Origin of the sequence: Ulvibacter litoralis (assembly GCF_900102055.1) — a bacterium.
In the GTDB taxonomy this organism is placed as follows: Bacteria; Bacteroidota; Bacteroidia; order Flavobacteriales; family Flavobacteriaceae; genus Ulvibacter; species Ulvibacter litoralis.
In genome coordinates, this window is record NZ_FNBA01000001.1 from 176,960 (window position 1) to 192,086 (window position 15,127).

At 36.9% G+C, this 15,127-nt stretch carries 12 protein-coding genes; 3 read left to right on the plus strand and 9 right to left on the minus strand.

The features are described from left to right. Window positions 1-39: 39 nt before the first annotated feature. Complete coding sequence (locus tag BLQ00_RS00880) at window positions 40-2,193, plus strand: T9SS type A sorting domain-containing protein (protein WP_093139458.1); 2,154 nt, start codon at window positions 40-42, stop codon at window positions 2,191-2,193. Between the two features lie 81 nt (window positions 2,194-2,274). On the opposite strand, the gene yiaA is transcribed toward BLQ00_RS00880, so the two are convergent. Next, a complete protein-coding gene (yiaA, locus tag BLQ00_RS00885; RefSeq protein ID WP_093139460.1) occupies window positions 2,275-2,751 on the minus strand; it encodes an inner membrane protein YiaA in 477 nt (158 codons plus the stop codon). 162 nt (window positions 2,752-2,913) lie between these two features. On the opposite strand from yiaA, the gene BLQ00_RS00890 reads away from it, so the two are divergent. Then, on the plus strand, window positions 2,914-4,377 hold the full coding sequence (locus tag BLQ00_RS00890; RefSeq protein WP_093139461.1) for a hypothetical protein: 1,464 nt from the start codon (window positions 2,914-2,916) through the stop codon (window positions 4,375-4,377). Between the two features lie 74 nt (window positions 4,378-4,451). Here BLQ00_RS00890 and BLQ00_RS00895 read toward each other — a convergent pair whose 3' ends face one another. After that, window positions 4,452-5,753 (minus strand): prenyltransferase/squalene oxidase repeat-containing protein, encoded by a 1,302-nt coding sequence (locus BLQ00_RS00895; protein WP_093139463.1) that lies wholly within the window; start codon window positions 5,751-5,753, stop codon window positions 4,452-4,454. Between the two features lie 175 nt (window positions 5,754-5,928). On the opposite strand from BLQ00_RS00895, the gene BLQ00_RS00900 reads away from it, so the two are divergent. Further along, on the plus strand, window positions 5,929-7,191 hold the full coding sequence (locus BLQ00_RS00900; RefSeq protein WP_093139465.1) for a fibronectin type III domain-containing protein: 1,263 nt from the start codon (window positions 5,929-5,931) through the stop codon (window positions 7,189-7,191). A 6-nt stretch (window positions 7,192-7,197) separates the two neighbouring features. On the opposite strand, the gene rlmN is transcribed toward BLQ00_RS00900, so the two are convergent. The 7 genes from rlmN to BLQ00_RS00935 all read right to left on the minus strand — a co-directional run bounded on the left by rlmN (window position 7,198) and on the right by BLQ00_RS00935 (window position 15,120). Continuing rightward, a complete protein-coding gene (gene rlmN / locus BLQ00_RS00905) occupies window positions 7,198-8,238 on the minus strand; it encodes a dual-specificity RNA methyltransferase RlmN (RefSeq protein ID WP_093139466.1) in 1,041 nt (346 codons plus the stop codon). Window positions 8,239-8,351: 113 nt separating this feature from the next. Beyond that, window positions 8,352-10,007, minus strand: coding sequence for a T9SS type A sorting domain-containing protein (locus BLQ00_RS00910; RefSeq protein WP_093139468.1), 1,656 nt, complete (start codon window positions 10,005-10,007; stop codon window positions 8,352-8,354). Window positions 10,008-10,138: 131 nt separating this feature from the next. Beyond that, on the minus strand, window positions 10,139-11,188 hold the full coding sequence (queA, locus tag BLQ00_RS00915; protein ID WP_093141835.1) for a tRNA preQ1(34) S-adenosylmethionine ribosyltransferase-isomerase QueA: 1,050 nt from the start codon (window positions 11,186-11,188) through the stop codon (window positions 10,139-10,141). An 82-nt stretch (window positions 11,189-11,270) separates the two neighbouring features. Then, window positions 11,271-12,521 carry a 3-phosphoshikimate 1-carboxyvinyltransferase gene (locus tag BLQ00_RS00920; RefSeq protein WP_093139469.1) on the minus strand — a complete coding sequence of 417 codons (1,251 nt, stop codon included), beginning with the start codon at window positions 12,519-12,521 and terminating at the stop codon, window positions 11,271-11,273. Next, window positions 12,521-12,760, minus strand: a complete 240-nt coding sequence (locus tag BLQ00_RS00925) for a hypothetical protein (RefSeq protein WP_093139471.1) — start codon at window positions 12,758-12,760, stop codon at window positions 12,521-12,523. Before BLQ00_RS00925 ends, BLQ00_RS00920 begins: the two co-directional genes overlap by 1 nt. Then, window positions 12,760-13,086: a nucleotide pyrophosphohydrolase gene (locus tag BLQ00_RS00930; protein ID WP_093139472.1), complete on the minus strand. Its 327-nt coding sequence runs from the start codon at window positions 13,084-13,086 to the stop codon at window positions 12,760-12,762. The genes BLQ00_RS00925 and BLQ00_RS00930 overlap by 1 nt, the downstream gene beginning before the upstream one ends. 3 nt (window positions 13,087-13,089) lie before the next feature. Continuing rightward, window positions 13,090-15,120 (minus strand): DUF3857 domain-containing protein, encoded by a 2,031-nt coding sequence (locus BLQ00_RS00935; protein ID WP_093139474.1) that lies wholly within the window; start codon window positions 15,118-15,120, stop codon window positions 13,090-13,092. Between the last annotated feature and the right edge of the window lie 7 nt (window positions 15,121-15,127).

The window sequence follows — 15,127 nt, forward strand, 5'->3', positions numbered from 1 at the left end:
GGTTACTTTTATAAAAAACTAACTCTTAATCTTTAATCAATGAAAGTAATAGTATCTCTCTTGCTATGCATGTTTACACTGTCACAGGTAGTAATAGCGCAAGAAAACAAAGAACAAGTAGCCCAAACATGGCTTACTGAAAACGTACAAAATTTAAAAGCCAATCAGAGCTTTGCCTTAAATTCTAGCAGAGCTGGTCTTTCTGGAGAAACATTTAGATACCAACATACCGTTAATGGTGTGGAAGTTTTTGACTCGTCAATTGCGGTTCACGTCTCAAAAAAGAACAAAGTAACCTATCATTCTAGCACCTTCGACGAATCGATAGAAACAATTAACACAACACCTTCTATTTCTGAAAATGAAGCATTACAAGCTGCAATTACTGCATTAAGAATTGAAGGAGTAATTTATCAAGAAGAAGTAAAACTATATGTTTACAACAAGCTTGATGCTACAAAATTAGTATATCGAGTTACTACAATGTCTGAATTTTTAATTGGATACTGGGAAACGATTGTAGATGCTCAAACTGGAGCTGTTCTTAGCACTAACGATATTTCTATTTATGAAAAAGAAAAATCAGCAGAACCACAATATACAGGAAGCTCTAAAAAAAAAGCGGGAAAAAGAAGCGAAAGTGTTGGCTTTTCGGCGGTAGCTAATGGAACTGCAATGGTGTTTGATCCAGACCCATTAACAAAAACTCTTAATATTTACGGTGGAAACTACTCTGACAACAACGATGCTACAAATGCTGACTTAGATGCAGCTAGAACTGCGGTAACTCTTTTAGACATCGAACAAACAGGATCTGATTATAGATTAAGAGGTCCTTATGCTGAAATTGCAGAATTACAATCACCTGCGACTGGATTATTTATTCAAGATTCTCCTGATTTTGACTTCACGAGAGATGAGCAAGGTTTTGAAGCAGCAAACTGCTACTACCACCTAGACAAAGCAATTAGACATATTAATGAAGATTTAGGAATTACACTTGTATCTATTTATAATGGAGGTGTTGTTCGTTACGACCCACACGCTTTTAACGGAGCAGATAACTCATCATACGGTGGTGGAAGCCTTAACTTCGGAGAAGGTGGTGTTGATGATGCTGAAGATATGGATGTAATTTTACATGAATTAGGTCACGGACTTCACGATTGGATTACTAACGGAAACCTTTCTCAAGTAAATGGATTAAGTGAAGGTACTGGAGATTATTTCGCGAACTCTTATAAAAGAGGCTTAGGACAATGGCAAACTTCAGACCCATCCTACTATTATGTATTTGGATGGGATGGTCATAATCCTTATTGGCCAGGACGTGTAACAAACTACACAGCAATGTACCCAGGAGGTCTTACAGGTAGTATTCATACAGATGGTCAAATCTGGGCAACTGTATTATTAGAAATCTGGGAAATTATTGGAAAAGACAAAATGGACACCGCTGTACTAGAAGGTTTAGCGATGACAAACAGTTCTACCAACCAACAAAATGCTGCTATTGCAGTGCGTCAAGCTGCCATCGATATGGACTACACATGTGCTGAGATTGATGCGTTCACAGAACGTTTTGAAGCTAGAGGATATGTATTACCTCCTTACTCTTGTACAGGTTGTTCAATTTCAGACATAGAAGCGACAAACTTTTCTGCTTGTGATGACAATGGAACCAATACTGATCCATCTGACGACTTCTTTACAGCAGATATCGTAGTTACTTTTGAAAACACACCAGCAACTGGTACTTTAGACTTAACAGGTGATGGTACTGCTTCAGTTTCGGTAGCAGGTTTAGTTTCTCCTTACACATTTACAGGAGTAACACTTCCTTCAGACGGTGAAGCGATTGACTTAACAGCTGCTTTTTCTGATGACGCTGCTTGTTTGGTTAACGAATCTAATGCAGGTACTGCTCCAGAACCATGTAGCGCACTTGGTGTTGCCGATATAGATGCTGTATTAACAATATCACTATATCCAAACCCAGTAGATGATACTATAACATTCTTAGATGTTACGAAAGAGTACAATGCGACTGTTTATAACTTACTAGGTCAAAAAATACTAGAACAAACAATCGACACTAACGCTAACACGTTAAACGTTTCTAACGTTGCAACTGGAGCCTATATTATTAAAATAGAAGGTTACAGCGATGTTTTAAAGTTTATCAAAAAATAAAAACAGCCCCTTTTTAAGGAGCCGTTTTCATCATCAAAACAGGTATTTCTAACCTATAGGAATACCTGTTTTGTTTTTTTATTATTTATCTTGTTCGTCTATCCATTTAATGTCTCGCACGTTTTTCTGAACGGCAACAACACCAAATAATGCCAATGCAAACGACATTCCGTAGAACCCTTTCTCACTTAATTCTAAATCGGCATTCCACAAACCGATCACTAATAATACAATTGAAGCGATAGTTGTAAACCAACTAATTCCATAATAGATATCTGTTACGGGCACTCCTTCTTGCCTGTCTCGCACACTTTTCTGAACGGAAACGACCGAGAATAACCCAAATAGTAAAATGGTAAAATAATATCCTTTTTCATTAAGCATCATGTTTACATTCCACAGTCCGATGCAATACGAGACCATTCCTATAAATAGTGCCGACCAAGAGGCAGAAACAAATGCTGCAGTAGGTCTGCAATTAAACTTTTCTTCTTTTTTGTCTTTTGACGTTGAACTTTTTTTGTTCTCTATTGCGTCACTAAAAAATTGATTTTCCATAATAAATTGTTTTGATGATTATTTATTGATGATGGTACAAATATGCAATGCTTCTGAAGTGTGAGAAATAGCATTTTTACAAAAAACTTACGATTTAAAATATCAATAAATAATAAAAAGCTAATAATTAAAGCTATTTTTGAATAATAATCTTACGATTTAATGAAAGCTTTATCTACTATTATTTCCATTCTTTCTGAAGAAGAACAACAAGAATTCCTGCGATTTCTTCAGAAAAAGAACCGAAGAGGCGATACCAAAAACAGTGCGCTCTTTAAATTGATTGTAAATGGAAAAACCGAGAACCTTGATGTAATACTCTACGGAAAAGCAGCTAGAAATGCATATCATGCACTCTGCAAACGACTTCAAGACAACCTAATTGATTTTATTGCTTCTAAAAGTTTCGCTATTGAAAGCAATGAAGAAATGGAGATATTAAAACTCCTTCTCGCTGCTCGTATCTTTTTTGAACACAAACATTATAAAACAGCCTTTAAAACACTTGAAAAAGCCGAACGTAACGCACAGCAACTCGATGTCTATTCTATTCTTACTGAAATCTATCACACAAAAATTCAGTATGCACATTTACATCCGAAACTAGCACTTTCAGAAATTATAGCAGAAGCACAATTAAACTTAAAGTACTTTCAGCAAGAGCAACATCTAAATATGGCGTACGCTACTATAAAAGCGAAATTAAAAACAACCCCTAAGCAATCGATCAACGACATTATTTCCGAAGCCTTCTCAGCTTTCAATATTGAAATAAACAAAGCACTTACTTACAAATCGCTCTTTCAATTAATGAGTACTATTACAACGGCTGCGAGATTGCAAAGCAACTTTTACGAGATTGAAAACTTCATGTCTCAGACGTACGCGGTAATTTCAGAAAAACAAAAAGACATTACTACCGACAAGCATTTGTATTATCATATTGAGATATTGCATGCGATGGCCGTGACGCTTTTCAGAAATAAAAACTTTACGGCTTCTAAAGCATTTTCAGAAAAAATGGAACTGGAAATGGAAAAGAAAAACGGTGTTTACAAACAACGCTTTCAAGAAAAACTGATTCTAAACAAAGCCTTGGTTCAAATTTATACGGGAGAGTGTCTTGCCGCTACCGAACTCCTTCCGAAATATGCAAAAGACTCCTTAGATATTCAGCTTACTTTGGCAATGGGACTCTTTCAGCAAAATAGATGGAAAGAGGCCTATCAAATTTTTAAAGACTTACACCATAGCGATGTTTGGTATGAGAAAAAATCGGGTTGGCTCTGGGTTTTAAAAAAATCGATTCTCGAAATTTTAGTGCTAATAGAATTAGATCGTCTAGAACTTGTCCTTTCACGATTGCAAAGTTTCACCTCTAAATTCTCAAAACGCTTAAAGGAAGGAGATGAATTACGGGTACTAAACTTTATAAAACTAGTAGGCTTGTATTACGAAAATCCAAACGCGGTACAATCGGAAGCATTTAAAAATAAAGTCGAAGCTTCTTTCAATTGGATTGGAAAAGAACGCGAAGACATTTTTGTTATGAGTTTTTACGCTTGGTTAAAAGCAAAAATGGAACAAAAAGACGTGTACGAAGTCACTTTAGAATTGGTGCATTAAAAAAAACACCGCCCTCAACTTAAAAGCGAAGAACGGTGCCACTCACCAACCATTAATTTGTAGATTACAAAAAGTTACTCTCCTACTTTTCGTAAAAACTCAATATCATTTTCTACGGTTAACAACAACACACTGGTCGCAGTGCAAAACACCGGACTCGTAATACAGTGATGACCGTTCCAGCTTCCATCGGTATTTTGAATCTTTAAAATTCGTCCGCTCATATTATCGTACCATTTTTTCCAATCTTCATCTTTATTCACCACCATCGATTCCCCCGTTTGCAAAAAACTCAAAAACTCTTCACCGCCATTGTTTCCAAATCCGTTAAGCACATCATTTTGTTGCGCTTTATCTTTCGCAGATTGATACACATTATACGACGTTGAATACAGCAATGCTTCCGATTCGTCCAAACCAGCCGTTTTTAAATTGGCAACCGTCATAGGAGCATCTTTTTTCAATTTCCCTATTCTCTTAGCTTCATTCAAAGATTCTTCTGCCTTTCTCGCTTCTTTCGCACTGGCACGAACACTGCTGCTTACTGCGTACAACATAACACCTGCACCATCTTCGGTTTTTACATTTCCTGTTTCGTCGTTGTAATTTCCTTTTTGATAGTTTCGAGAGCGTTCCATCACTTCTTCATCCACTTCAGCACCGACTGCTTGTGCAGATTCTAAAGCACTATTTGCCAAGCCACTTTGCAATACTCCTGCCCAACCAGCTCCAGCTTGTTTACCATTGCCATCGGTTCCTTGTTGTATTTTTGAAACACAGATATCCAAACAACGAGCTACGCGTTTTTTATCAATGCCTTTAAGGTCGCGGTCTAATAAACTTGAAAGAAACTGAGCCGTTAACACAGCGTCTATATTCTCTCCCAATTTTGTTTGTATTTGCGTCCCGCGAACTTCTGTGATATACGGACTATCGGAAGGCGTGTTCTCCACAGTTTCAAGCAAATAATTTATGGCTCCTTTTAAGTTGTTGGCATACGCCCCTTTTTTTAAGGTAGTTCCGCTTCGTAAAAAAGCAGTTGCCACCATTGCAGTGGTTGCTGGATCGGCAGAAACAGCGTGCGGATTTTTAACATGTTGCGCACTATGACTTCCTGCGCCATAACCGCCGTTTGCTAATTGTGCCTCTCGCAACCATGAGAGTCCGTCGCGTACCGATAACCCAACATTTTCATTGGTCTTATACACATCAAAATCTGTAGAAGACTGCTCTCCCATGACCGTCATAAACACACAACCCTTTTCAGATTGCAGTGTTCTTTTTGTTTCTGGATAGGTTGCTTCTGAAGAAAAGAAAGCGATTAATACACTTACAACTACCGCTGGAAAACCTAGTAACATCAATTTTGTTTTCATAATTCTGTTTTATTTTTCACCGAAGCTATTGTAAACAGGCACTTTAAAAAACATAGGATTAGGCAACACTCTTTCTCATTGAGGGAACTTTACTGCTGAAAGAGTTTAGATTTTAACAACCCTATGGTAAACAACACAATGTATTTTCCTATTTTTAACAATAAATACCACTCAAATGAAGATTGTATCTCAGTTATGTAACTTTTTCTTAATACTCTTATTAATTTCCTGCGGAAGTGATGATAGCCCTGTAGCTACAGAAGACACTGAAGCACCTTCTACTCCTTTACAATTGACAGCTTCAAGTATTACTGAAACTTCAGCGCAACTTAGTTGGGAAGCGGCTACAGATAATGTAGGTGTTGCCTCCTATCAATTGTACGAAAATGGAACCTTAACTGAAACTGCGATCAACGCAACCTCATTCGCCGTTACGTCACTTTCCGAAGAAACAACCTATAATTTTAAAGTAACTGCTATAGATGCTGCTGGCAACGAATCTGGAGCCAGCAATACGGTTACTTTTTCAACAATTGCTGCACCGCTTCGATTTGAGACAAACTTATCGGATATGGGAATTTATACTGGCACGTTTTCCGATTTAACGCCTGCCGATGGTGTTCAGTTATACGAATTGAATAGTACATTGTTTACCGATTACGCAAAGAAACAACGTTTGGTTCGGCTTCCGAATGACACAAAACTAGAATACAATAATTCTGATTTACTTCCGAAGTTTCCAGACAACACCTTAATCGCTAAAACTTTTTATTACTATGTAAACGAAGGAGATCCAAGTCAAGGAAAGCAAATTATTGAAACGCGTGTGCTTTTAAAAATTGAAGGTTCTTGGCAAGTTGGAAATTATGTATGGAACGGAAGCATGACAGATGCTGTATATAGTGAAGCTGGAAGTGTTGACCCGATAAGCTACATTGACACAAATGGAGAAACACAAAATATAAATTATGTGATTCCCTCAAAAACGGACTGTTTTACCTGTCACAATAACGATGAAAATACATTTCCTATTGGAATGAAACTGAGAAGTATGAATTTTACACCGAGTTATGTGAGCCAGAATCAGTTGGATTATTTCTCTGGAATTGGATTGCTAGATGGTGTAAATTCAGCAAGCATTTCTATTCTTCCCGATTGGACAGATGAAAGTTTAGACATTTTTTCTCGTGCAAGAGCATATATTGACATCAATTGCGCGCATTGCCATCAACCTGGCGGACCTGTTTCTAATTTTGGTCTTGATTTTAGATTAGAGACTCCGTATGAAGGTACTGGAATTTACGCAAATAGAGGTGAAATTGAAGCGCGTACCCAAAGCAACATTCCGTCGTATATGATGCCACAATTAGGCAGAACCATTGTACACAATGAAGCGGTTGTTATGTTATTGCAGTACTTAGATGAAATTGAACCTTAAAAACGATTACGATTTATTTGCCAATTGACCACAAGCTGCGTCAATGTCTTTTCCACGACTTCTTCGAACGGTTACAGGGATTCTGTAGCGCTCCAACGTATTTATATACGCATCTATCGCGGTACTTTTGGCTTGTTGAAACTCTCCATCGTCGATAGGATTGTATTCAATCAAATTTACTTTACAAGGCACGGCTTTACAGAACTGCACCAAAGCTTCAATCGCTTCAGTGTTATCGTTTATTCCGTCCCAAACAATGTATTCGTAAGTGATTTTTCGGTTGGTTTTTTCATACCAATAAATCAGCGAATCTTTTAAATCGGGCAACGTAAAACTTTTTGCAAAGGGCATTATTTGCTCTCGCGTTTCCTGAATTGCCGAGTGCAACGAAACTGCCAAATGGAATTTCACTTCATCATCGGCCAATTTCCGAATCATTTTAGGAACCCCAGAAGTTGAAACAGTAATTCGCTTTGGAGACATTCCTAAACCACCTTCCGAAGTAATCTTATCGATTGACTCTAGAACATTCTTATAGTTCATTAAGGGTTCTCCCATCCCCATAAACACAATATTAGAAAGGGGTCTGTCATGGTACAACCTACTTTCTTTATCAATAGCGACTACCTGATCGTAAATCTCATCAGGATTTAGGTTTCGCATTCGTTTTAAACGAGAGGTCGCACAAAATTTACAATCCAAACTACACCCCACTTGCGAAGAAACACAGGCAGTTGTTCTGTTTTTGGTAGGTATCAACACCGATTCTACGATGAGTCCGTCGTGTAATTTTACGGCATTTTTAACGGTACCATCGTTACTACGTTGGATGTTATCAACTTCAATATGATTGATCACATAATTGGCTTCTAAATGGGCACGTGTTTCCTTAGAGATATTTGTCATATCCTCAAAACGGTGTATTCCTTTACTCCACAGCCACTCATATACTTGATTACCACGGAATGCTTTGTCACCAATACTTTCAAAGAAAACGCGTAGGTCTTCTTTGGAAAGTGATCTTATATCTTTTTTTTCTGAAGTCATTGAATGCAAAAATACAGAATTCAATATTCAATTATGCCTATTCAAGATGCAAACTTCTGAATAGCACTTCTGAATAGAAAAAAGGAGTGGCAAAATAAAAAGGATAAGAAATATTATCGTTCTACAACAATCTTCTTAGTGATTGTAGATTCAGAATCGGCATCTAAAAGATACAAGAAGTAAATCCCTTCGTTAAAACTTTCAAGAGAGATAGTGTTCATTGTATTCGACAAAGAACCTTCCATTAATTTCTGACCTAATGTAGAAAATAACTTGAACGACAAATTAGGGAATCTACTGTTTAAGACTGTAATGTTAGTAGCCGTTGGATTAGGGTAAATTTCAAGTGCCCCAATTTCTTGAACTTCTGGTACGTTCAGAATATTTTGTAAAGATTCAGTGCTAGAAATACCACTTCCCGTAGGATCTAACCAATCGCTTAATCTTGTTTCTGGTGTTGCACCCGCATTCCATGAAACGCCAAACCTTCCGTAGATATCATAATCGTTATTGTTCTGAAACCCGTCGCAGAAAGATTGCCCAGCATATAACTGCCCAATAATTTTACCGTCTTGATTAAATAAAGGAGAACCTGACGAACCACTTTCGGTAGTTCCAATTTCCCAGCCATCGCCTGTTCCAACCGACACACCACCAATAAGCCAGACTTCAGTTCCGTTGGCGTTTTCTTTCACAGCACCAGAATCGTCTCGACAAATTTTCATGATATCTCCATTAGGATGATGAATCCCTACTTCGAATAAAGGGTTTTCGTCTCTATTATCCCAACCGGCAAAGGTAACATCCCACGATTCCGGAATTGCATTATACATTTCGACCAGCGCAAAATCTGTTAGCGCATTGTTTGCTTTTAATTCGGCACCACTCATGGTAAAATTCGTTTGCAAATCTGGACTTTCTTCGCCCGTTGCGCACACAGGCCCTGGACTCATCCAATTAAACCGAACGGTCCAAAAAGCAGGATCGCTATTATCCAAACAGTGATTTGCGGTAAGTAAATACGGTGTTTTGTCTGCTTGCGAATTGTTCACTAAAGCGGCAGAACACAAATAGCCATTTCCTAAGGTTAATAAAGCAACTGCTTTTTTTACCACATCTTTTTTACTGTCAAAATCATCTCCAATAGGACAATTTACATCATAATTACATGCTCCAGAATCATTCATACCGCGATTTGCTCCTACAAATTGAGAAACACGATCCATTCGATATCCATGAATTATACTACCAATAGAAATATTCGCCTCTTCATTCACACTCTCTGGCTCAAAATATTCAATCCAGATTAGATCTCCTGTCACAAACCAAGATCCTAATATTTTATTGGCTCGGTTTTGTTTAGAAGAATAGGTCTGTGACACTTCAGAACGATCGCTATTATAAAGATGAAGTGTTGTTCCTTTTGGCAAGTAGAAACTATTAAAATTCACACTTAAATTAAGTGCGTTTGGCGATTTTATAGCACCGCGCCATATTCTTCCAATATTCGGAATGTCTGTCCATTGGCCTGTTTCAGAAAAATCGATATCAAGCCTTCTTTCAACTCCATAACGCCAAGGAAGTGTTTTATCTAAATCATTTATACTATCCTCTACAGCCAAAGCTTCTAAGTTAATAGACGGAAGCTGAACAATAGGAACATTTGTTGTGATAGGTAGTCGCCAACTAACAGGAACTGTTTCTATCTCTTGCGAAAAAGAGCTTAGAACAGTAAAGCAGATAAAACATAGAAGTAAAAATCGTTTCACTCGTAAGGTTTGTTAGTTAGCAAACAATCATACTAAAATAGCTATTTAAATTGGGATTTGAAAATCAATTTGTTACAAAATAAAAAACCCCGATGAAACATCGGGGTTTTAGTAGAATTATTGAACGTTACTTAGATAATAAGCATTGCGTCTCCGTAGGTATAGAACCTGTATTTTTCTTTAATTGCTTCATCGTACGCTTTCTTAATAAAATCGTGTCCTGCGAATGCAGAAACCATCATTAATAAAGTTGATTTTGGCGTATGGAAGTTCGTTATCATCGCATTTGCAATACTAAAATCGTATGGAGGAAAAATAAACTTATTTGTCCAACCCGAATATGCATTTAATCTATATCCTGAAGACACCGAGCTTTCTAGAGCACGCATTGCAGTTGTACCTACAGCACACACACGTTTTTTTCTTTCAATCCCGTTGTTGATAATTTTTGCTGCAGCTTCATCAATGATCATCTCTTCAGAATCCATTTTATGCTTCGAAAGGTCTTCAACCTCAACAGAGCTAAACGTACCTAGACCTACGTGAAGTGTTACTTCCGCAAAGTCAATTCCTTTTATCTCTAAACGTTTTAGCAAATGCTTCGAAAAGTGCAATCCAGCAGTTGGTGCTGCTACTGCTCCTTCATTTTTTGCAAAAATAGTTTGGTAACGCTCTGCATCTTCTGGCTCTACCTCTCTTTTAATGTATTTTGGAAGTGGCGTTTCACCAAGTTCGGTTAGTTTATTTCTAAACTCTTCATACGAACCATCAAACAAGAAACGCAATGTTCTTCCTCTTGAAGTTGTATTATCGATTACTTCAGCAACTAATGTTTCGTCATCGCCAAAGTATAATTTATTTCCAATTCTAATTTTACGTGCAGGATCTACCAACACATCCCAAAGACGTGTCTCAGGATTTAACTCACGCAACAAAAACACTTCGATTCTCGCTCCTGTTTTTTCTTTATTTCCGAACAAACGTGCTGGAAAAACTTTTGTGTTATTAAGAACCAAAACATCATCTTCTTCAAAATAATCGATAAGATCTTTAAACATTTTATGCTCAATAGTTTGCTCTTTTCGGTTTAACACCATTAATCGAGCCTCATCTCTGTTATCGGCTGGGTATTCGGCCAAAAGTTCGTCTGGAAGATTAAATTGAAAAGCAGAAAGTTTCATTCCCATAGTTAAATATTTATGTGTGTAAAAGGTGGCAAATATACAACCTCAGCATAGGCGTTGTCAAGTAAATAGCGAATTATTATTGAAAATCTGCAAGAACACCCATTTTCTGTATGTCCTCCCAAAAGCTTGGAAAGGATTTTGTTACCACCATCGGGTCGTTCATACAAACCAAAAACTGAAGTGCAAGTGGCGCAAATGCCATTGCCATTCTATGATCAGAATAGGTGTCTACGACAATAGTTTCTTTTGTTTTTTCTGAAAGGGCTTTGATATTACAAGATTCTAGCTGTAATGAATCGTTAGTAATTGAAACTTGAGCGCCAAATTTTTCAAGTTCATTTTTCAGTGCTGAAAGGCGATCGGTTTCTTTAATCTTCAGTGTATGTAAGCCTGTGAGTGTACAACCTATTCCTAATCCAAAACAAGTTACCACGATAGTTTGTGCTATATCGGGCGTGTTAGCAAGGTCAACAATAAGATTGGTTACATGTTTCTCTTCGGAAGCTGATAGCGTTACGGATGTTTCCGAAGCATTAAAAACAGTTTTCACCCCCAACTCTTTATAAATTGAAGCCAATGCTGCATCACCTTGAAGGCTTTTTTCCGAATAACTACTTATTGTTACTGAAGGTATTGCGCCCAAGGCTACAAAACTGTAAAAATATGAAGCCGAACTCCAATCCGACTCTACAACACATTCTGTTTGTGAAACATTGCTCTTTGGATGTACTGTTAAGGTATTTCCTTTAAATGTATTTTCAATACTTAAAGCATCTAACAATGCCAATGTCATTTTTATATACGGCACCGATGTGATTTTCCCTTCTAAAGAAATGGTGAGCCCGTGAGGCAATGAAGGCGCTATAAGTAACAAGGCAGAAATATACTGACTGCTTACATTTGCTTTTAAAGTTACTTGGTTGTGAATGATTTTCTTTCCCGAAATTTGCAATGGCGGATACCCTTCTTCTTTCAAATACGTGATAGAAGCTCCTAGAGAACACAACGCATCTACTAAAATTTTAATCGGTCTTTCGTGCATTCGTTTGCTTCCCGAAAGTGTGATTTCGGCACCTTCTTTGGTTGCAAAATAGGCAGTTAAAAACCGCATTGCTGTTCCGGCATGATGTACATCTACCAATCCACTTTCTACTTGCAATGCTTTTTGAAGTACGCGAGTATCGTCACTTTCTGAAAGATTTTTTATTGCAATAGAAGGATACAATGCTTGCAACAACAGTAATCTATTTGATTCACTCTTTGAGCCCGTTACTTTAATGAAAGTTTCTTTTTTAGAGACTCTCGTATGTTTCAATAATGCTTTCATTAATGACGCTCTTGATCTTTCAATTTTGCTTTAAACTTTCCGAAGGTTACAAAAAAACCATATACAAGTCCTGCTGCTAAAACTCCAACGATAAATTTAAGAGGATCTCTTTCAGAAAAAAATGTTGCACTAAAACCATCGATAGCCCATTTAATAAGAACGAATACTGCCGAAAAAATCACCGCTAATGAAACTACCGATTTCCAAAAGCCTTTATGATTCATTACTTTTTTTATCATTATTGCAATTTTTTATTGTTGTGATGGCGATCGTGATCGCGCTTGGTTTTTAAATCTAGTTTTTTATTGAAAGCTTCTTGAAGGTTCACTCCGGTCTGATTTGCTAGGCATAACACCACAAAAACCACATCGGCTAATTCTTCTCCTAAATCTTTATTCTTATCACTTTCTTTTTCACTTTGCTCTCCATAACGGCGTGCTATAATTCGAGCCACCTCACCTACTTCTTCTGTAAGCTGCGCCATGTTTGTGAGTTCATTAAAATAACGTACTCCGTGTTCTTTAATCCAATCATCAACTGCCGCTTGGGCGTCTTGAATATTCATATTTTATGCTTTAACTAATACTATTTTTTCTTTCTCTTTTTCTATTAAAAGTTCGTAAAACTTTTTAAGACTCAAATATTCATCTGCACCGATAAAAGGCTCATTAACAGAATATTCTACTGAAATTTGAATTTTCCCTCCTGCATTTGACAGAGCATATCGAAAACCTAATACATTTCGCTCGGCTACAAAACTAGCACTCTCCGGCATCGACTCTACTTGATATCCTTCAGGAATAGCAATTGTAACAAGGTATCTATCCTTCACAGGGTACATAAAATCTATTGGATACTTTCGATCGTCTAATTTAAAAGGACTTTCTTCAGTAGCCAAATATAACAAAGGAGAAAGATACAACTTCCCGCCAACCTCTTCAACAGCATCTGTTTTTTCAAAATCGTAACTTAGAACAACAGGCTTATATAATGTTTTTAAATTTTCAAATTCAATATTAGACACTTCTATTTCGCCCTTATCTTTCTCGATTATTTTACGAACATCGTCTTTATTAACATTTGCGTAATTATCTCTATAGAGTTTAGAATAATGACCTGTAAACCTACTTTTTAAAGACCCTGTCGCTGCTAAATCTTCATTAATAGCAACCGTAAGAAGGGTACTTTCTACCGCAGGCTTAGTTGGAATTAAAGGCACCCATGTAGAGCTTCCTTCCTCACGAATGATACGCCCTTTCCAGTTTAATAGTTCTGGTTTTAGAATATCAATTTCGGCTTCCTTATCTGTAGCATCAAGCAATAAAACATGATTGCTAATCTCAACCCCACAAATTAAATAGTTAAACCCATTTCTGGTAGGAAATAAAGGAATTCCATTTTTCTTAGTACTCAATAGAATAGGGTTTGCATTTAACCCTGCATAGCGCAACATTGCCGTTAGCATTAGATTAATATCTGCAACATTCCCTGTACCTTCTTTAAAAGCATTTCTAACTCCGTTTTGAGAATAAAGACTATTGAAGTTATTCCATGCCATTTTCTTTTTTACAAACTCAAAAATTAGCAGTGTTTTTTCTTCAGGACTACTTACACCACTAAGCAATGTATCAATTTCGTCTTTGAAATAATTGCTTTTATTTAACTGTACTCCAAAACCACTAGAATTATAAATAGAGTTAGAAACAGCTTCCCAAGTAGTTGCATAGCTATCCACACTAGAATTTGGATATTGAACGTATGACAACTCCATTTTTAATGAAGCACTATAATTATCTAGATAAGGAGCATAAGGCTCTTCTTTCAAGGCTGGAACATTATCAATATCTACAGTATAAATATTCTCTTTAAATGTGATATCGGTTCTTTCAACTTTACTTGCATCCCTTAAATCGGCAGCACTACCCGATCTAGTTCCTAATTTATAGGAATAAGACATTGTACGATCTCTAGCATTATTTTTAATTTGATAAGGCAGCCATCCGTTTTGATGTAATTTATAGTTATAATATTCTGGCACTGCAATTCGCAAACTCACTTTATTTACTGGAATTGTTTCTTGAAAACGATACTCATCAATTCCGTTGATATAGGCCGATTTTATGGAGTATTTGAATTCGATGACACACCCTTCTTTTAAATCGGGCATGGTAAATTTTTCTTCATTCCAAAACTCATTCACTTCTTCTTTAAAAATCCCACTTTTAGTCAGTTTTTTCTCTTGAACTTTACCCGACTCATCCAAATAATACGTGTATGCCTTCAGTCCCGTTAAGTCTTCTTCTTTACCTCCTTCAGCTTGATAAAGAATTATTTGTTTTGTAGCCCAATCAAACCCCTCTTTATCGTAAATTTTAATGCGCTCATGAAAATCTTCTACAATATAAAAACCCCAATCTACAGATTGTTCGTAACTCGCTTTATACTCTCTATACAAGATAGCTGCATGTGCTTCAGGGTCGGTAGGATGTGATTTTTCTTTAAGTTCTTCAACAGATACCTTTCCAAACTTGAAGTTTTGAGCTACGGAAATTTGAACTGTAAATACAAAAATAAATAAGAATAATGTGTTACGTTTCATGGGTTGG

What these genes read in the sequence shown, in the direction of transcription:
- queA (WP_093141835.1), bottom strand. Translation starts at nt 11,188, where the DNA reads ATGAAACTTTCTGCTTTTCAATTTAATCTTCCAGACGAACTTTTGGCC.
- yiaA (WP_093139460.1), bottom strand. Translation starts at nt 2,751, where the DNA reads ATGGAAAATCAATTTTTTAGTGACGCAATAGAGAACAAAAAAAGTTCA.
- BLQ00_RS00890 (WP_093139461.1), top strand. Translation starts at nt 2,914, where the DNA reads ATGAAAGCTTTATCTACTATTATTTCCATTCTTTCTGAAGAAGAACAA.
- BLQ00_RS00930 (WP_093139472.1), bottom strand. Translation starts at nt 13,086, where the DNA reads ATGAATATTCAAGACGCCCAAGCGGCAGTTGATGATTGGATTAAAGAA.
- BLQ00_RS00900 (WP_093139465.1), top strand. Translation starts at nt 5,929, where the DNA reads ATGAAGATTGTATCTCAGTTATGTAACTTTTTCTTAATACTCTTATTA.
- BLQ00_RS00920 (WP_093139469.1), bottom strand. Translation starts at nt 12,521, where the DNA reads ATGAAAGCATTATTGAAACATACGAGAGTCTCTAAAAAAGAAACTTTC.
- BLQ00_RS00880 (WP_093139458.1), top strand. Translation starts at nt 40, where the DNA reads ATGAAAGTAATAGTATCTCTCTTGCTATGCATGTTTACACTGTCACAG.
- BLQ00_RS00895 (WP_093139463.1), bottom strand. Translation starts at nt 5,753, where the DNA reads ATGAAAACAAAATTGATGTTACTAGGTTTTCCAGCGGTAGTTGTAAGT.
- BLQ00_RS00925 (WP_093139471.1), bottom strand. Translation starts at nt 12,760, where the DNA reads ATGATAAAAAAAGTAATGAATCATAAAGGCTTTTGGAAATCGGTAGTT.
- rlmN (WP_093139466.1), bottom strand. Translation starts at nt 8,238, where the DNA reads ATGACTTCAGAAAAAAAAGATATAAGATCACTTTCCAAAGAAGACCTA.
- BLQ00_RS00935 (WP_093139474.1), bottom strand. Translation starts at nt 15,120, where the DNA reads ATGAAACGTAACACATTATTCTTATTTATTTTTGTATTTACAGTTCAA.